This is a genomic window from Stenotrophomonas sp. ATs4 (genome assembly GCF_051861585.1).
In the GTDB taxonomy this organism is placed as follows: Bacteria; Pseudomonadota; Gammaproteobacteria; order Xanthomonadales; family Xanthomonadaceae; genus Stenotrophomonas; species Stenotrophomonas maltophilia_AS.
The window spans coordinates 81,086-98,254 of sequence record NZ_JBLYPK010000010.1; the positions used below are offsets into that span (position 1 = coordinate 81,086).

Annotated in this window: 19 protein-coding genes and 1 other RNA gene; 11 read left to right on the forward strand and 9 right to left on the reverse strand. The window is 63.6% G+C overall.

Annotated elements, in window-relative coordinates:
• Positions 1-149: 149 nt before the first annotated feature.
• Positions 150-665 carry a nucleotide exchange factor GrpE gene (gene grpE, locus ABR323_RS17485; protein ID WP_135273228.1) on the reverse strand — a complete coding sequence of 172 codons (516 nt, stop codon included), beginning with the start codon at positions 663-665 and terminating at the stop codon, positions 150-152.
• 63 nt (positions 666-728) lie between these two features.
• Entirely contained in the window at positions 729-1,793 is a 1,065-nt protein-coding gene (gene hrcA, locus ABR323_RS17490) for a heat-inducible transcriptional repressor HrcA (RefSeq protein WP_135273227.1), read from the reverse strand.
• A gap of 114 nt (positions 1,794-1,907) precedes the next feature.
• Here hrcA and recN point away from each other — a divergent pair, with 114 nt between their 5' ends.
• Positions 1,908-3,569, forward strand: a complete 1,662-nt coding sequence (recN, locus tag ABR323_RS17495) for a DNA repair protein RecN (protein WP_439450208.1) — start codon at positions 1,908-1,910, stop codon at positions 3,567-3,569.
• Between the two features lie 130 nt (positions 3,570-3,699).
• On the opposite strand, the gene ABR323_RS17500 is transcribed toward recN, so the two are convergent.
• Positions 3,700-4,617 carry a LysR family transcriptional regulator gene (locus tag ABR323_RS17500; protein WP_439450209.1) on the reverse strand — a complete coding sequence of 306 codons (918 nt, stop codon included), beginning with the start codon at positions 4,615-4,617 and terminating at the stop codon, positions 3,700-3,702.
• Positions 4,618-4,714: 97 nt separating this feature from the next.
• Between ABR323_RS17500 and ABR323_RS17505 the strand changes: the two genes are divergently transcribed.
• On the forward strand, positions 4,715-5,965 hold the full coding sequence (locus tag ABR323_RS17505) for an SGNH/GDSL hydrolase family protein (protein ID WP_439450210.1): 1,251 nt from the start codon (positions 4,715-4,717) through the stop codon (positions 5,963-5,965).
• 58 nt (positions 5,966-6,023) lie between these two features.
• Here ABR323_RS17505 and fur read toward each other — a convergent pair whose 3' ends face one another.
• The gene (gene fur / locus ABR323_RS17510; protein ID WP_005409235.1) at positions 6,024-6,431 is read right to left on the reverse strand and encodes a ferric iron uptake transcriptional regulator; all 408 of its coding nucleotides are present in this window, start codon (positions 6,429-6,431) and stop codon (positions 6,024-6,026) included.
• Between the two features lie 103 nt (positions 6,432-6,534).
• Between fur and ABR323_RS17515 the strand changes: the two genes are divergently transcribed.
• Positions 6,535-6,927: an outer membrane protein assembly factor BamE gene (locus ABR323_RS17515; RefSeq protein ID WP_135273223.1), complete on the forward strand. Its 393-nt coding sequence runs from the start codon at positions 6,535-6,537 to the stop codon at positions 6,925-6,927.
• Positions 6,928-6,963: 36 nt separating this feature from the next.
• On the opposite strand, the gene ABR323_RS17520 is transcribed toward ABR323_RS17515, so the two are convergent.
• Both ABR323_RS17520 and ABR323_RS17525 read right to left on the reverse strand, forming a co-directional pair.
• On the reverse strand, positions 6,964-7,221 hold the full coding sequence (locus tag ABR323_RS17520; RefSeq protein ID WP_439450211.1) for an RnfH family protein: 258 nt from the start codon (positions 7,219-7,221) through the stop codon (positions 6,964-6,966).
• A gap of 3 nt (positions 7,222-7,224) precedes the next feature.
• Positions 7,225-7,650, reverse strand: coding sequence for a type II toxin-antitoxin system RatA family toxin (locus tag ABR323_RS17525; protein ID WP_010484449.1), 426 nt, complete (start codon positions 7,648-7,650; stop codon positions 7,225-7,227).
• Between the two features lie 57 nt (positions 7,651-7,707).
• On the opposite strand from ABR323_RS17525, the gene smpB reads away from it, so the two are divergent.
• A complete protein-coding gene (gene smpB / locus ABR323_RS17530) occupies positions 7,708-8,211 on the forward strand; it encodes an SsrA-binding protein SmpB (RefSeq protein WP_439450212.1) in 504 nt (167 codons plus the stop codon).
• Positions 8,208-8,654 (forward strand): GNAT family N-acetyltransferase, encoded by a 447-nt coding sequence (locus ABR323_RS17535; RefSeq protein ID WP_439450213.1) that lies wholly within the window; start codon positions 8,208-8,210, stop codon positions 8,652-8,654. Before smpB ends, ABR323_RS17535 begins: the two co-directional genes overlap by 4 nt.
• Positions 8,655-8,668: 14 nt before the next feature.
• Here the strand turns inward: ABR323_RS17535 and ABR323_RS17540 are convergent, their stop codons facing one another.
• The 3 genes from ABR323_RS17540 to ABR323_RS17550 all read right to left on the reverse strand — a co-directional run bounded on the left by ABR323_RS17540 (position 8,669) and on the right by ABR323_RS17550 (position 10,991).
• On the reverse strand, positions 8,669-9,241 hold the full coding sequence (locus ABR323_RS17540) for a hypothetical protein (RefSeq protein ID WP_126930175.1): 573 nt from the start codon (positions 9,239-9,241) through the stop codon (positions 8,669-8,671).
• Between the two features lie 141 nt (positions 9,242-9,382).
• Positions 9,383-9,814: a GNAT family N-acetyltransferase gene (locus tag ABR323_RS17545; RefSeq protein WP_439450214.1), complete on the reverse strand. Its 432-nt coding sequence runs from the start codon at positions 9,812-9,814 to the stop codon at positions 9,383-9,385.
• A gap of 85 nt (positions 9,815-9,899) precedes the next feature.
• On the reverse strand, positions 9,900-10,991 hold the full coding sequence (locus tag ABR323_RS17550; protein ID WP_439450215.1) for a hypothetical protein: 1,092 nt from the start codon (positions 10,989-10,991) through the stop codon (positions 9,900-9,902).
• Between the two features lie 197 nt (positions 10,992-11,188).
• On the opposite strand from ABR323_RS17550, the gene ssrA reads away from it, so the two are divergent.
• The 6 genes from ssrA (at position 11,189) to ABR323_RS17580 (ending at position 16,837) form a co-directional block, all read left to right on the forward strand.
• Positions 11,189-11,581: a transfer-messenger RNA gene (ssrA, locus tag ABR323_RS17555) on the forward strand.
• A 165-nt stretch (positions 11,582-11,746) separates the two neighbouring features.
• Entirely contained in the window at positions 11,747-11,914 is a 168-nt protein-coding gene (locus ABR323_RS17560; protein ID WP_439450216.1) for an Arm DNA-binding domain-containing protein, read from the forward strand.
• 462 nt (positions 11,915-12,376) lie between these two features.
• Positions 12,377-12,580, forward strand: a complete 204-nt coding sequence (locus ABR323_RS17565; RefSeq protein ID WP_439450217.1) for a hypothetical protein — start codon at positions 12,377-12,379, stop codon at positions 12,578-12,580.
• Positions 12,581-12,648: 68 nt separating this feature from the next.
• Positions 12,649-13,299 (forward strand): CPBP family glutamic-type intramembrane protease, encoded by a 651-nt coding sequence (locus ABR323_RS17570; protein ID WP_439450218.1) that lies wholly within the window; start codon positions 12,649-12,651, stop codon positions 13,297-13,299.
• Positions 13,300-13,475: 176 nt separating this feature from the next.
• Positions 13,476-15,596 carry a peptidase domain-containing ABC transporter gene (locus ABR323_RS17575; RefSeq protein WP_439450299.1) on the forward strand — a complete coding sequence of 707 codons (2,121 nt, stop codon included), beginning with the start codon at positions 13,476-13,478 and terminating at the stop codon, positions 15,594-15,596.
• Positions 15,593-16,837, forward strand: a complete 1,245-nt coding sequence (locus ABR323_RS17580; protein ID WP_439450219.1) for an HlyD family secretion protein — start codon at positions 15,593-15,595, stop codon at positions 16,835-16,837. Before ABR323_RS17575 ends, ABR323_RS17580 begins: the two co-directional genes overlap by 4 nt.
• Positions 16,838-17,169 lie beyond the last annotated feature (332 nt).

The window sequence follows — 17,169 nt, forward strand, 5'->3', positions numbered from 1 at the left end:
CATTCAAGCCATCCCCCGAACGCTGTGTTCAGCGCCTGGAAAACCTTCGCCAGGCATGGCCCGGCGCTACCGAACCGGGCGGGCCCGACGATACCGATCGGGGTCAGGTAGCGCCGGGCCATGCCCGACGGCCTCACCCGACGTGGCAATCAATCGGCGGCCACCACCACCAGCGCCGGCCGCAGCAGGCGCTCGTTGAGCAGGTAGCCCTTCTGGAACACGGTGACCACGCTGCCCGGGGCCGCGCCCGGGGCCGGTACCTGGCTGATGGCCTGGTGATGCTCCGGATTGAACGCCTGACCGGTCGGATCCAACAGGACCAGGCCGTTGTCACCGGCAACCTTCAACAGCTGCTTGTAGGTCAGCTCCAGGCCCTCACGCAGCGGATGGGCATCGTCACCTGCGGCCTTCAGGCCGGCATCCAGGCTGTCAAACACCGGCAGCAGCTCGCCCAGCAGCTTCTCGTTGGCGAACTTGCGGGCCTGATCGATGTCGCGCGCGACGCGCTTGCGCTGGTTCTCGAGGTCGGCGCGTTCGCGCAGTACGTCGGCCTTGACCTGATCAAGCTCGGCGCGCAGGCGCTCCACTTCGTCGTTCACGCCTGCGGCGGCGGCCGCATCGGCGGCACTCTGCTGGGATTCGATATCTGGATGTTCGTGGTTCATGTCTGGGTCCCTGGCGGTCAATCTCCGCCTCCACCCACCCTAGTGTGGGCGGGATGCTGCGTTTCAAGCGTCGGATGTTCCGGGAGCGCGCCCGGCCGGTGAAAAGGCCGCACCGAGCACATCCGCGGTGGCCTGGACCAGCGGGATCATGCGGTCGTAGGCCATCCGCTTCGGTCCAATCACCCCCAGCACGCCCAGCACCTGACCATTGGCCGTGTAAGGAGCAGTGACCAGCGAGACGCCCTGCAGCGGCATCATCCCGGTCTCCTCGCCGATGAAGATGCGCACGCCCGGGGCCTGGATGGTGCGCTCCAGCAGCTGCAGGATCTCGCGCTTGCTGGAGAACAACTCGAACAGCTCGCGCAGGCGCTCCAGGTCGGACAGGTCCTGAACCCCCATCAAGCGGGTCTGGCCAGCCACCAGCATGTCGTCGGCCGGCGGCTGCAGGGCCTGCTCGGCCAACTCGATGCTGTGCGCCAACAGCTGCTCCAGCTCGGAACGGGCATCACGCAGCTCCAGCAACAGGCGGGTGCGGATCTCGGCCATCGGCAGGCCCGCGAAATGGGCATTGAGGTAGTTGGCGACCTGCTCCAGCTCGCCCGGGGCAAAGTCCTGTCGGGTTTCGATGACCCGGTTCTGCACCTCGTTGTCGGCAAACACCAGGATCGCCAGCACCCGGCGCCCGTCCAGCGCCACGAAATCGATCTGGCGGAAGGCGAACTGCTCGCGCCGCGGCGCGCTGACCACGCCGACGAAGTGGCTCATCGCCGACAGCAGCTCCGACGCGCTGCCCAGCAGGGCCTGGGTGCTGCCGCCTCCGGCCAACTCCTGTCGCAGGCGGGCCAGTTCGCCCTCGCCCGGCGGCTGCATCTGCAGCAGGCTGTCGACGAATACCCGGTAGCCATGCGCGGTCGGGACGCGCCCTGCCGAGGTATGCGGCGAGGCCAGCAGCCCCAGATCTTCGAGGTCGCCAAGGATGTTGCGGATCGTGGCCGGGCTGACCTCCAGGCCGGCCACGCGCGCCAGTGTCTGCGAGCCAACCGGCTCGCCGTCCTGGATGTAACGTGCGATCAGCGTGCGCAGCAGATGGCGCGCACGCGGGGCAAGCTGGTCGGGGGAACCGTGCATGGAATCAACCTGTGAGACACGGACACTAGATAATGGCGGCGCGTCACCTTGGCAAGTCATTGGACCTCCCCGCCGCGCGTGCTAGCGTTGCGCGGCTCAGACACCCCTGTACCCATGCTCAGACATCTTTCGATCAAGGATTTTGCCGTCGTCCGTGCCACCGAACTGGAGTTCGGGCCCGGCATGACCGTTGTTTCAGGCGAGACCGGCGCCGGCAAGTCGCTGATGGTCGACGCGCTGGGCTTCCTGTCCGGCCTGCGCGCCGACAGCGGCGTGGTCCGCCACGGCGCCGCCCGTGCCGAGCTGTCGGCCGAATTCGCGCTGGACCAGCTGCAGGCCGCGCGCCAGTGGCTGGCCGACAACGAGCTGGACGATGAGGAACAGTGCCAGCTGCGCCGGGTAATCCGCGCCGACGGCGGTTCGCGCTCGTGGATCAACGGCCGCCCGGTGACGCTGGCCCAGCTGGCCGATCTGGCCGGATTGCTGGTCGAAATCCATGGCCAGCATGAACAACAGGCCCTGCTGACGCGCCCGTCGCAGCTCGCCCTGCTGGATGCCTATGCCGGCAACGAGGACGAGCGCCGTCAGGTGCGCCGCGCTGCCGCCGCTTGGCAGGCACTGGTCGATGAGTCGCTGGCGCTGTCGCAACAGGGCGACGTGACTGACCGGATCGGCTTCCTGGAACACCAGCTGCGCGAGCTGGACCGCGAGGACCTGGAGCCGGAGTCGATCGTCGCACTCGGTGCCAGCCACCGCCGTCAGGCCCATGCCAGCGCCCTGCTGAGCGCCTGCCAGGCCGCCAGCAACCAGCTCAACGGTGACGACGGCAATTCGGCGCTGGACCTTCTGCAGCAGGTCCGCCACGAGCTGTCGCGCCTGATCGAGCACGACCCGCGCCTGGGCGACGTCGACAACCTGATCGAGAACGCCTCGATCCAGTTGCACGAAGCCCTGTCGCTGCTGGACCGCGTGCACGACGATCTGGATGCCGACCCGGAACAGTTCGAGGAGAACGAGCGCCGCCTGGGCCGCCTGCACGACCTGGCCCGCAAGCACCGCGTGCCGATGGACGAGCTGGGTGCGCAGCGCGAGCGCATGCATGCCGAAGTGGAACAGCTGCGCGGTGCCGACGAGCGCCTGCAGCGCCTGGCCGGTGAGATCGAGAAGGCCGCCGCCGCCTGGCGCGCACAGGCCGAAGTGCTGACCGCCAGCCGCCGCAGCGCCGCCGCCGAACTCTCGGCCACCACCACCAGCATCATCGCCGAGCTGGGCATGGGCGGTGGTCAGTTCCTGATCGAGCTGGAGCCGCAGGACGCCGGCAAGCCCGATCCACAGGGCGCCGAACGCGTGGAATTCCTGGTGGCGGCCAACGCTGGCCAGCCGCCGCGCGCACTGCGCAAGGTCGCCTCGGGCGGTGAACTGTCGCGCATCTCGCTGGCCATCGAAGTGGCCGCGCTGGACCTGGATGCGGTGCCGACCATGGTGTTCGACGAAGTCGACTCCGGCATCGGTGGCGCGGTGGCCGATATCGTCGGCCAGAAGCTGCGCGCCCTGGGCGAGAAGCGCCAGGTGCTGTGCGTGACCCACCTGCCGCAGGTCGCCTCCAAGGGCCACGCCCACTACCGGGTCAGCAAGGCCCCGGTGGAAGGCATGACCCAGAGCGCCGTGGAAAAGCTGGACAGCAAGGCGCGCGAAGAAGAACTGGCGCGCATGCTGGGCGGCGTGGAAGTGAGCAAGGAAGCGCGCGCCGCCGCACGCAAGCTGCTGCAGGTGTAACGCCTGTTCGCGGTTATCCACGCATGGCGTGGATCTACAACGCGCGCGGTAGTGCCGGCCGCTGGCCGGCACCCCGATGCGGGTGGGCGAAGATCGTGAGGTTGCCGGCCAGCGGCCGGCACTACCCGCTTTACCCCAGGGGCCGTGCCAGATCCACCTTTTCCACCAGGAAATCCAGGAACGCTCGCACCCGCAACGGCAGGTAACCGCCCTGCCCCAGGAACACCGCGTGCACCTCTTCCAGGTCACCGGGGTTGGCCTCTTCCAGCACCGGCAGCAGGCGCCCGGCGGCGATGTCCTCCTGCACCTGGTAGGTCGCCAACCGCGCCATGCCCAGCCCGCCCAGTACCAGCTGCCGTAGCGCGTTGCCGTTGCTGGCACGGGCATTGCCGCTGGGCAGCAGCATCCGCTCGCGGCCGTCCTGCAGCAGCGGCCAGCCCTGCATGGCGCGCGCATGGCCGATGTCCAGCCGATTGTGCGACTGCAGTTCCTCGGCGGTGCGCGGCAGCCCATGGCGCTGCGCATAGGCCGGCGCAACCACGATCATCATGCGCGTCGCGCCCAGCCGCCGCGCCACCAGGCTGGAACTCTTCAGCGGCCCGGCCCGCACCGCCACATCGGTGCGCTGCTCAAGCAGATCGATCACCTCGTCGTTGAGGGTCAGATCCACACCCACCTGCGGGTTGCGCTCGAGGAACGCCGGCAGCAACGGCAACAGGAAATGCTGGCCGAACGGTACGTTGGAATTGACCCGCAGCCGCCCGCGCGGCTCGGCATGAGCGCTGGCGCAGCGCTCGGCCTCCTCCAGGTCGGCCAGCACGCGCAGGCCACGCTCGTAGAACGCGCAGCCCTCCGGGGTCAGCTGCAGCTGGCGGGTGGAACGCTGCAGCAGGCGCGTACCCAGCCGCTGCTCCAGGCGGGCCACCAGCTTGCTCACCGCCGATGGGGTCATGTCCAGGGTGCGGGCCGCAGCGGAAAAACCGCCGGTCTCGATCACACGCACGAACACTTCCAGTTCGCCGGATCGGTTGATGTCGGGTCGCGCCATGGCGATGAATCCAGTTCACAGATGAATGTCCATGTGCAGTCTAGTTCACAGATGAGCGCGGAATCACCATGGCGTTCCCTCCTGCCGGGATCGCCCGATGAACCGCTTCCGCCATCTTGCCGCCACCGCCCTGATCGCCCTGTCCGGCGCCGCCAACGCTGAACCTGCCAGCCCCAGCCACTGGGTCGCCAGCTGGCAGGCCAGCCCGCAACCGGTGTGGGGTCCTGACTTTCTGTTCCCGACCCTGGTGCCAGCGCAGCTGCAAGACCAGACCTTCCGCCAGACGGCGCGCATCAGCCTGGGCGGGCCGCGCCTACGGGTTCGGCTGAGCAATGCGTATGGCACGCAGCCACTGCGGATCGGCGCGGCGAGCGTGGCCGCACGGGCGGGCGCCACACCGCAGCGGCTCAGCTTCGACGGCCAGCCCGGCGTATCGATCGGACCCGGACAAGCGCGGCTGAGTGATCCGCTGGCGCTGGCCACGGATGACCACCAGGCACTGCAGGTCAGCATTTTTGTGCCGGGACCGATGCCTGTGCAGACATTCCATTGGGAAGGCCGCCAGACCAGTTGGATCGCGCCCGGCGACCAGAGCAGGGCCCCGGCCCTGCGCGCCGCCGAACCCACCACCGCGCGCCTGATCCTGACCGGTATCGACGTGGAAGCGCCGGCCAGCGCACGCAGCGTGGTGGTCATGGGTGATTCGATCACCGACGGCGCCACTGCCAGCCTCGACCAGGACCAGCGCTGGACCGATCACTTGGCCGGGCGCTTGGCCCCGCATGGCGTGGCGGTGGTCAACGCCGGCATCTCCGGCGGCCGCCTGCTGCGCGATGGCATGGGGCACGCCGCCCTGGCCCGCATGCAGCGTGACGTTTTTGACCAGCCCGGGGTGGCCAGCGTGATCGTCCTGATCGGCATCAACGACATCAGCTGGCCCGGCACCGCCTTTACCCGCAACGAGGACAGACCGACGCTGGCCCAGCTGCAGGCCGGCTATCGCGCCCTGGTCGAACGCGCCCATGCCCGCGGGCTCCGCATCCTGGGCGCCACCTTGACGCCGTTCGCCGGCGCCCTGCCCGGCACGCCGCTGGATGACTACTACGCTGCGGACAAGGACGCCCTGCGCCAGCAGCTCAATGCCTGGCTGCGCTCGGACAGCCCGTTCGACGCGGTGATCGACCTGGACGCGGCGCTGCGTGACCCGGCCGTTCCATCGCGGATGGCCGCTGCCTACGACTCGGGCGATCATCTGCACCCGGGGGATGCGGGTAACCGGGCCATGGCCGAGGCGGTGGATCTGGAGGCGCTGATGGGGCCATCCACACAGGGCGTGGATCTACTGTAAACAACGAAAAACCCCGGGCAAGCCCGGGGTTTCGTCGCATCCAGCTGGCCGGAACGGCTTACTTGCGCTTCTTGCGCACGTACAGCACCAGCGAGTGTTCTTCCAGCTCGTAGCCGTGGTCGGCTGCGATCTTGCGCTGCAGCTCCTCGATCTCGTGGCTTTCGAACTCGATGATCTTGCCGCTGTCCACGTCGACCATGTGGTCGTGGTGGCCGCCGCGATCCAGCTCGTAGACAGCCTGGCCGCCCTCAAAATTGTGCTTGAGCACGAGGCCGGCAGCCTCGAACTGGGTCAGCACCCGGTACACCGTGGCCAGACCGATCTCGTCACCATGCTCCAGCAGCTGGCGGTAGATGTCTTCGGCAGTCATGTGGTGCTGGGCATTGCGCTGCTCGAGCAGCGCCAGGATCCGCATCCGCGGATGGGTCACCTTCAGGCCGACTTTACGCAGGTCGTGGGTTTCCATAGGTCTCCGTTCATTGGCGATTTAGCGCCAGCTGCCTCGGATTGGGTCGCGGTGGCACGCCGGGAGTGTATCATCGGTTTGATTTCCCCAACCGCCAGTCCCGATGCGCAATCTCCTGTTGGTCGCCGCCGTCGCCCTGTCCACCACCGGGTGCGGCATCATCTACAAGCAACCCATCTATCAGGGCAACCTGATCCGGGAAGATGCCGTGGCCAAGCTGCAGGTCGGGCAAAGCAAGCAGCAGGTCACCGCGCTGCTGGGCACCCCGTCCATTCCCGATCCGTTCCACGCCCAGCGTTGGGACTACACCGCCAGCCAGCGCGTGAATCGCCTGGGTCGTACCGAGGTGAAGAACTTCACCGTGTTCTTCGACAACGACAACGTGACCCGTTGGGAAGGCGAGTATTTCCCGGGCAACGACAAGGCCCTGGCCCAGCAGACCGTCCGCCAGTTCGGCCGCAACCTGCCGAAGGACAAGAAGAAGAAGGGCCGCTGAGGCTCCCTGCCCGTCCATAAGGACGGGTTTCGGGAATCAACCGCCGAGCGCGCGACGCCGGCGGTTGTCCTTGGGGTCGGCCTGCAACGGACGTAACAGCTCGACGCGGTCACCCTCCAGCAGCACCTGCTGCGGGCGTGCCAGTACGCCATGCACGGCCACCGCCGGGCAGGTGTCACTGCCCTCCAGCGCCGCAGCGGCAATGGCGTCGGCCACGGTGGCGCCTTCTTCCAGCTGCAGCCGGCGTGACAACACGTGTTGCGGCCAGGCCAGCAGCACCTCGACCTCGATCATCGTTCAGGCCTCGTCGGCGACGCGGATGAAGTCGTTGACCATGCGGTCGGCCAGGCTCTGGAAGCCCAGCGCCAGCGCCGGGCCCAACAGCCGCGAGCTGGGCTCGAAGTCCAGGGTCAGGGTGACCTTGCAGGCATCTTCTGCCAGCGCATGGAACTCCCAGCGGCCATGCAGCTGCTTGAACGGGCCATCGCGCAGCTGCATGTCGATGCTGTGCGGGCGCTGCAGGGTGTTTTCGGTCTGGAACCAGGTGCTGAACGAACCCAGGCCCAGGTCCAGGCGCGCGACCAGGCGGTCCTCGCCCTGCTCCAGGATCTGGGCAGCCGAGCACCAGCGGAAGCGGCGCGGATAAGCCTGGACATCGTTGACCAGGTCGAACATGCGTGCGGCCGAATGTTCGACCAGGGCACTGCGGCGGATAGTTGGCATGAATACAGGACGTTTCGGCAATCGACCGGGCGGGCCCGAATCGGAGACAATACGGAAATGAGCAAGAACAGCGTCAAGGATAAAGCAAAGAGCGCGACGGCCACCAAGACCATCGCGCTGAACAAGCGTGCCCGCCACGAGTACCACATTGAAGATCGCTTCGAAGCCGGCCTGGCCCTGCAGGGCTGGGAGGTGAAATCGATCCGAGCCGGCCGTGGCAACATCGTCGACGCCTACGCCTACGTGAAGGATGGCGAGATCTTCCTGATCGGTGCGCAGATCACTCCGTTGATCCAGGCCTCGACCCATGTGGTGGCCAACGACCGGCGCGAGCGCAAGCTGCTGCTGCACCGGAGCGAGATCGACAAGCTGGTCGGCAAGGTCGAGCGTGATGGCTACACGATCGTGCCGACGGCGATGTACTGGAGCAAGAACAAGATCAAGCTCGAAGTCGCGCTGGCCAAGGGCAAGCAGACCCACGACAAGCGCGATGCCGCCAAGGACCGCGACTGGGCGATCGAGAAGCAGCGCGTGATGCGTCGCGGCAACCGCGACGCATGATCACTCCCATCGGCGCCATGGTGACTGCCAGCGCCGATGAAACGCGCACGTTGTGCGCGCGCCTGCTGGCCTTCAACCAGGCCCACGGCGGCGATTCATTCGATGAGACTCCAGTCCGCCTGGTCTGGCATGACGAGCAAGGCACGCTGCGCGGCGGTGTGCTGGCCGACGTCTGCGCCGGTTGGCTGCAGGTGCATGTGCTGTGGGTAGACCCGGAACTGCGCGGGCAAGGCATCGGCCAGCGGCTGTTGGCGGAAGCAGAAGCCGTTGCGCACCGCCATGGCGCCCGCAGCGTGATGCTGGATACCTTCGACTGGCAGGCCGAAGCCTTCTACCTGCGGCAGGGCTACACCGTATATGGGCGACTGCCCGACTGCCCACCCGGTCATGAGCGGATCTACCTGCGCAAACCATTGTCTGGTTCCTGGCCGCAGCGGCTGTAGAAGCCGCCGGCCGGTCAACCCGCCAGCATGCCCTGCCTGCGCATCCGCGGCGCCAGCGCTGCGTGCATCACCGCCAGGTGCATCACCACCGCCAGCTCCGGCGCGTAACGGTCATCGCCCGAGCGCCACTGTTGGGCCAGGTTCGCGGCATCAGCCGGCAGCAACGCCAGCAGCTGGGCGTCGTCCAGTGCATCGGCCGCGCCCTGCAGCTGGCGCGCCATCTGTCGCGACTGCCACACGTGCACGCCAATACTGAGACTGGCCAGCGACATCAGCACCACGGCCAGCCCGTGCTCGAACCACTGCGACAGTACTTCTGGCCCCCACAGCAGGGCCGCCAGCACTGCCAGGCCCGGAAGGCGCCAACCCAGCCAATGGATGCGACCGCGCTGCGACCAGTGCACCACCACCGCACTGGCGACCAGTGCCGCCGCGGCCGTGGCCGGCAACTCAGTCACCCAGGTCGCTGCGAGCAGCACCGCCAGCACCGCCCAGACCCAGCCCGGCGGCAACGCGCGCCGCTGGTAATCGGCACCGACCGGCCCGATCAGCTGCCGCAGGCTGCGTTGTTGGCTTGCATCGGTCACCCACCGTCTCCGTGTCTGTCCTAGCCTGGATGGTCGTCGCCAGTGTGTCGCAAATTCGTGCCGACGAAGTTAGCAATCCGCTATGACAGGCGCTGTACAACAAGTTGCGGATTGACAGGATGCGCGGGACGGCAGCAGCGCTCAGCCCGTCGACAGATCCTTGCTGAGGAACACCCTGCATGTACCGGCCGGATCGCATGGCACCCGGCCGAACACGGCCCATCCATGCTTCACATAGAAGTCAGGCGCCTGGAAGCTGAGGGTGTACAGCACGCCGGAACGGCAACCGCGGCGCCGCGCTTCATCCTCTGCGGCCTTCAGCACACGCGACCCCAGCCCGTTGCCGCGGCAGGCCGCTGGCAGATGGAACAGATCCACGAACCACAGGCCCAGTGAGGTTCGCCCGGTAAGGCCCCCTACCACCTCGCCACTGGCCGGATCGGTGACCAGCACCGCCAGCGCGCGCCGATCGGTGTAACCGGCAGCGTCAAGATTGAACTGATCCAAGCCAGCGCCAATCACCTCCAGCGCTTCGTCGCTGGGTGCATCCGTTACTGCAACGTCAAGCGTCATGGTGTCCTTCCACTGGTTCCACTTCAGGAATCTGGATGCTATCAAGCCTGCCCGCCCCTACACCGGCCCGCTCCAACCTTCGGCGCTATTGCGGCCTGACTTGAGCACAGACCGATGCCGCTGCCTTCAACAACGGATCGGCCTGCAGCCCTGGTGCAGGACCTGTTGCCGGGAACGCTCCCGCGAGGGCCTTCGCCGCACGGTCTGCATGTGGCTGGATGTACCAGGACGATTCAGCCGGCAGCATGCCACCGCGCAGCTCATGCTCGAACCGATACTGTCCCCAGTAGATCGCCAGGGGCTCTTCAAGGGCGTTCAACGGGTTGCGTAGCGTCAACGCGGCTGGACAGAGCGCGGCAAAGGCTTCGGCCAATACCTGGCGCTGCGCCGGCGGCTGCCAGGCAGAAAGAAAGTGGCTGTACTCGTGCATCACGATCGGCGCCCAGTCTTCCCCGGCATCGAACGTCGAGAACAGAAAGATGTATCCGCCCCGCAGCTTTGCCTGGGTCTGCGCCGCCTCCGGCCACCACAGGAAGCGCACCTGGAACGTGGGTGCAGCATCGACATTGAAAAAGGACCTCATCTGGCCCGCGAGCTCTCCGACCCGCTCAGACCCCAGTTGCCGGACAAGCTCGTTCTGCTGCGCACTGAAAGGCATCTGCCCTGCCAACAGCTGCCGCGCACGTGGGACGAAGCGTGCGTAGTACTGCCGCAACAGCACTTGATCTCCCCGGCTCTGGTCAGCAATCGCTGCCTCCGCAGCGATATCGAATGAGCCTGCGACCAGGAAATGGCTGACGTAAGGATCTCCGTCTCGAGTCTCTGCGCCAGCGAACAGCCGGTCGGCAAGCGCGGCCGTCGCCTCATGGTCCTGTGCCAAGGCAGAAGTGCGCCGGCGGAAGGCCGCGTAGGCGGCGAGCAGCGCGCGGTCCCGCCCGTCCAGACCAAAGCGCTGCTGCCAGGCCTTCTGGTAGAGCGACGAGGTGTATCCCGGCAACCAATCCGGCAGGTTGTCGAGCAGATTGAACAGGTCCAGCGAAGGGCTGTAGCCCACCTCCACCGTCGGGCGTGGAGATTCAGTCGCTGCGACGGGCCACGCCTGCATCGCCAGAACGGCTGCGGCAAGCGCACCTGCCCATCCCAGCCGCATCTTGCCGGGGCTGACGGAAACGGCCATGAGACCCCCGTGGAGTAGCGTCCGGAAATTCGAGCATGGCCTCCCGAGGGATGGCAACGTGCCAAACAGCAGGGGGCCGGACGGTCACCCGCGTGACTGTTCAGGAAGATTGCCGTAACATCCGTGTCGTTGGGCAGGGCCAGTGTCAGCTTTTTTGCCGGCATTGGCCCCAAAGCCTTGCAATGCTTGAAGAAACCGGGGGTGCATTGGTTTCGACGGGGGTTGTGAAGTCGCCTGGCGCATGCCGAGGGGGTAGCTTTCCTCGTAAATCCAGCTGCAAAACTCTAGTTGCCAACGACGACAACTACGCTCCGGTCGCTCTCGCAGCCTAAAAACTGCGGTGCGTGACCTTCTGCCGACTTAGGCGGAGCCTCGAAACTGCTTGTGTCCATGCTCGCAGCGTAGAGTCATTATCATGGAATCGCGCTGGGCGGCTGCCTGTCAGTCCGGCACTAGAACACAACAGGCTGGTTCCCGGGTGCGCTTTGCACACCGTGCTGCTCGGGGATGAGATTCAACGGTGAGCTAAGCATGTAGTGCTGGGGATGGAGTGCCTTCGGACGGCGGTTCAATTCCGCCCACCTCCACCAACGAACGGTCCGTCAAAGACCGGAGAAGCCCGGAAACCCCCGCATCACAAGGGTTTCCGGGCTTTTTTATTGTCCGCAGCAGACCGGGGCAATCCGTTTCAATCCATGAGACGGTGGGGGTATATCAAGGGGTATCCGACCGCACCCACTGAAGCGATACCCCCAATGCCTCTGACAGACGCAGCCATCAGGCGCGCCAAGCCCAGCGACAAGCCGCAGAAGATCACCGACGGCGGCGGCCTGTACCTCTACCTCACCCCGACCGGTGCACACAGCGGGCGCTGGAAGTACCGCATCGCCGGCAAGGAGAAGCTGCTGACGATTGGCCTGTAGCCGGACCAATTTCTCAATCGGCTGCCCGCCTCCAGCTGGTCAATCCCTACGACCATTGCACCGGCTTCGGTCGCTCTCACGCACCCTCCCACTTCATGCCCGGCGGGAGGTCTGCACTTCGTTGTCGCTGAAACTCATGATCTCCGACATCAATTCTGACCCTAGGCGCGCCTACTAATTGGGCTGCAGAACCATTTGGTGTCGCCTTCGACCACATCCACCCTGCCGCCCCAACGAGGACTCAGCACTAAAGTCGCTGCATCTCGAATTCCATCGAGCATCGCAGAATTGGAACTCGCCCCATGTGCTGAAGCCATCGCTGCGGAGATTTCAGATCATTTTCGGCGAAGTTCATGTCTCGGCGGCGGCGCTGCGAGAAACGAAATCTCACAACACGGTTGACAGGTCCAGAGGGGGCTCGCAAGGATGACCACCCCAACAACAGGGAAACAAGGATTCCATATGCGTGATCTAAATAGACTTGAAGTTGCAGAGATTTCGGGTGGTTCGGGCAGCATTCAATTCCAGATTGGTCAGAGCAATGGCACTCACATGCGTGGAAACTTCCGCGACATCGGAGAGATGGCGTATCGCTATGGAAGAATCGCGCCCTTTAGCGGAGTCGGCGCCGCAGGCATGATCTGGAAGCACATCATGATGAGGTAATGAAACAGCCCCGGCCAAGGCTTTCGCCTGGGCCGAGGCATAGGAGAACGAAATCTGTGCTCAATAGAATGACTCGCTGGAAGCCCCGCCCCATCGCAGAAAACAAAATATTCGCGGCGGCGATCGCAATAGTTAGCGTCGGTGCGGCGCAAGGAATTCTAAACCATTTCGACGTTTTCGGCTCGAAAGCCATGACCGAACTGCTAGCCTTCCTTGTCTGCGCTTGGCTTTTCCCCAATGAGCCCGGGAGAAAATGGACATTCCCTCTTGGATTGAGCTTGGTGACTATCGGGCTATTGGGGGGGGCAATTTGGGTTTTTTTCATTGGATTTCCCCAGAGGCACGAAACCAACTTCCCCTCCCTATCGGACGTGCCCTTGAAGTTCTATATCCTCGGTCTAGTGACAAGCTGCATCGTAGCTCCACTATTTGAGGAGAAGACTGTGAGGCATCTCCTTTGGGATGGAGCCTCCCATTACTTTGGGAGACTGGCAGCCACCATCGGCGTAAGCGCGCTATTTGCAGCGGTTCATGTCGATGGAATGATTTCGGCCTTCCTCGTCTCGGTAACCCTCTGCATCGGAACGCAATTCTTCAATCTCAACTCGGCGCAGCGATCAATAATTCACGGCATCATCAATTTATCTATGCTGCATTGGGTTCTTCTGTATCCGACACTCCGTGAATTTATTCAGTCAACCTTTGGTTCGTCATCGTAACCGCAGGAGCGGGGTTGGCGCTCTTTTAGAATAATTTATCGCTAACGCATCGGGAACGGGAACCAACAATTGCCTCCCCTGCTTTTGCCCGCTTGGCGATTCTGACAGCACCATCGCTTTGCGTCTCCGCTGCCCTCTCATTCCATCCCAAGATCACATTATTGAGGGTCTAGCCCATTGAAGTCGTGATTCAATCCGAGGCAGCTGAATGCGGAATCGCCTGCCTGGCCATGGTCGCCTCGCATCATGGCAACAACATCGGACTCCGGGAGCTTCGCCGCCGCCATGCACTTTCCCTCAAAGGTGCCACCCTCGCCCAGATAGTAGAGATCGGGGGAAATCTCGGATTCCGTTGTCGGCCCCTGCGCTTGGACCTGAAGCACCTGAGCCAACTTCAGTTGCCCTGCATCGCTCACTGGGATCTCAACCACTTTGTTGTAATCAGCAAAGTTCATCGCAACGGCGTCACCCTTCTGGATCCTGCTTATGGCAAGCGTAGGCTTTCCCTGGAGGAGGTCTCGCGCCACTTCACCGGGATTGCTTTGGAGTTGCATCCAACTGCCGAGTTCCAGGTAACCCCTCGCCCGCCAGCGGTCTCGCTCGCACAGCTGACAGGAAAGGTAGAGGGACTCTGGCGAGCTTTTGGGCTACTGGTGCTCTTGTCCGGTGCACTTCAGGTATTCGTCCTGATAGCACCCTTCTTCATGCAGTGGACCGTAGATCAAGCGCTCGTCGCCTATGACAGAGACTTGCTGACCGTGCTAGGCACGGGGTTCGCTCTGGCGCTCTTGCTGCAGGTGTGTATTGGGCAGATTCGAGGCAGGGCGGTCATCTATCTATCAAATCGACTCGACCTGCAATGGAGTGGTAACGTCTTCCGCCACCTCCAGCATCTGCCCTTGGACTATTTCGAGAAGCGCCATCTGGGTGATGTCACGTCACGGATGGGAAGCATCCAAGCCATTCAGAGAACACTGACAACCAGCTTCGTAGAGGCACTCATCGACGGCCTCATGGCAGTTGTGACCCTGGGAATGATGCTGCTGTACAGCTGGAAACTAGCGCTGGTCACGCTGCTCGCGGTTGTTCTGTATGCAATTGCACGTGCCTGTGCATTCCATCCCCTGCGGCGAGGTACGGAGAAGCACCTGATCGCCGGGGCACGACAGGAGAGCCATCTTCTTGAGTCGATTCGGGGAGTGCAGTCGGTAAAGGTCGCTGGCCGCGAATCAGTTCGCCAAGCGGGCTACTTCAACCTCATGAACGAGACTGTCAATCAAGAGGTTTGGCTCTCGAGGTTTGGGCTGAGCTTCGATGGTGCCAATCAATTGCTGTTTGGCCTGGAACGCATTGCAGTGATCTGGCTCGGGGCACTACTGGCCATGGACAATGTGTTCTCCGTCGGCATGCTGATTGCTTACCTTGCCTACAAGGACCAGTTCTCGCAGCGCGTCGGAGCGTTGATCGATAAGTGGATAGAGTTCCGCATGCTTCACCTTCATGGCGAGCGACTTTCCGACATTGTTCTCACCGAGCCAGAGCACGACACTACCAACGGAAACGCCCTGTTGCCAGACGGACTCCGCATTGAGGTCGAGGGACTTGGCTTCCGCTACGCCCCTGGGGAGCCATGGGTGTTGAAGAACTGCAGCTTTGTGGTGGACGCCGGTGAGTCGGTCGCAATCATCGGCCCCTCGGGTTGCGGGAAGACTACGCTGGTCAAGATACTCCTTGGACTCCTACAGCCGACCGAGGGTCAGGTCCGCATTGGCGGCGTGCCCCTATCAAGGATCAGCATAAGCGACTACCGCCGCATGATCGGAGCGGTGATGCAGGATGACCAGCTTTTCGCAGGAAGTGTCAGCGACAACATTTCCTTCGAAGATGATCACCATGATGAAGCAAAAGTGCTTGAGGCGGCGCAGTTGGCTGCTGTGCATGACGACATCGTGGCCATGCCCATGGGCTACAACAGCCTGATCGGCGACATGGGAACGACTCTCTCTGGAGGCCAGAAACAAAGGGTGATCCTCGCTCGCGCCCTGTATCGAAAACCTCGATTGCTCTTCCTGGACGAGGCAACCAGCCACCTTGATGTGGAGCGCGAAAGACTGGTTAATGAGGCCGTAAAACGGCTTGAACTGACTCGGGTGATCATCGCCCATCGGCCAGAAACCATCGCCAGCGCCGACCGCGTTCTGATCATGCAGGCGGGAGCGGTGGCGCACGTACTGACCCAGAGCACGTCCAGCCCCCTGGCGCCGGAACGAGGCGATGCAGCGGAGCTCACTGTATGAGCAGCCTCTTCCGCAAGGAGGCGATTGATGCCCAGCGGCAAAGCTGGCTGGGCGGGATATCCCTCGTACAGCCACTCCGGTTCTGGCGTTTGGCGGTATTCGCAGCGATAGCTGCCATAGGAATCGTCAGCTTCTTCTGGATCGGCGAGTACTCGCGCAGATCGCGAGTTCCTGGTGAGCTTGTGCCCGACCTCGGGCTTTCCACGGTCGTCGCTCCGTCCGCTGGAGTGGTCGCAAGACTGGACGTCGAAGAGGGTGATCATGTGCAACGCCAGGATGGGCTGCTGACGATCAACGTGCCTCGGGTAACGTCCTCTGGCCAGGACGCCGTATCAACATTGCTCGACGCACAACGCTCCCGCATAGCCAGTGTGGATGCGATGAGCGAATTTCAGGATAGACAGTTGGCAGCTCAACAGGATGGCGCCAATACCCAGCGCGCTGCAATGTTGCGTGAGCTTTCGCAGATCGACGCGGAGATCCATACCCGTGGCGAGCAGGTGAGAATCGGGCGCGAGACCCTCGCCCGCTATCGGAGCGTCGAGGATGAGCGCTACGTAAGCCGGATTCAGATCAACCAGCAGGAGCAATCGATGCTTGAAGCGGTCAATGCGCAACAAGCCCTTCAACGCCAAGCAACCTCGATTCGGCGGAACCTGGCCGAACTGGAGCAGCGACTTGCAGAGATTCCCCATCAAAGGCTATCCGCCAAAGCAGTGTCTGAGCGTGACCTTGCCGCGTTGAACCAGGAGTTCATCCGGATGGAGGCCGACGGAGAGCTGCTCCTTCGAGCCCCGGTAACTGGGCTGGTGGCAAATCGACTCGTTGAGGCTGGCCAGGCGGTGCAGCCCGGCCAACCCATTCTCAGCCTGCTTCCCAAGGGGTCCGAGCTTCGAGCACAGCTGCTGGTGCCCAGCTCGGCCATAGGCTTCGTTAAATCAGGCGACCGGGTTCTGCTGCGCTACCAGGCCTATCCCCATCAGAAATTTGGAGCCCACCAAGGAAAGGTCATCCGCATCTCTCGCAGCGCCTTCACGGAGAACCAGAAGGACGGCGACACGAAGCAGTCTCTATATCGAGTCCTGGTCGCATTGGATCAGCAGGGGGTGCTGGCATACGGGAAGATGGAGCCGCTTCGCCCTGGCATGCAGTTCGAGGCAGATATCATTGGAGAGCGTCGCAAACTTTATGAATGGCTACTGGAACCGCTCTATTCCGTGTCCGGAAGGCTGAAGGACTAATACGCGATGGCTCGATTGGACCCGCGTCAATAGACAGCTAGTCACGAACCGCAGAAGCCCAGAAACTCCACATCAATGTGGGTTTCCGGGCGTTTTATTGTCCACCTCACCTCGCTGCGAAGTTCGACGCCGCGGCGCAATCGCGGTCCGATGCCGTCAAGCAATGTCGGCACCGCGCATCTTCTCTCGCTTTCGACATCACTAAATCACTTCAGAATTTTCCCACCCTCTCCTTGGGGGGGATGTGTCCGCGAAGCCGTTCGTCCTTGGTCGCCATCAAGAGGAGACCACGGGACACCTGCACCCATCACGTCAAGCCGCGCCCGAGGGGG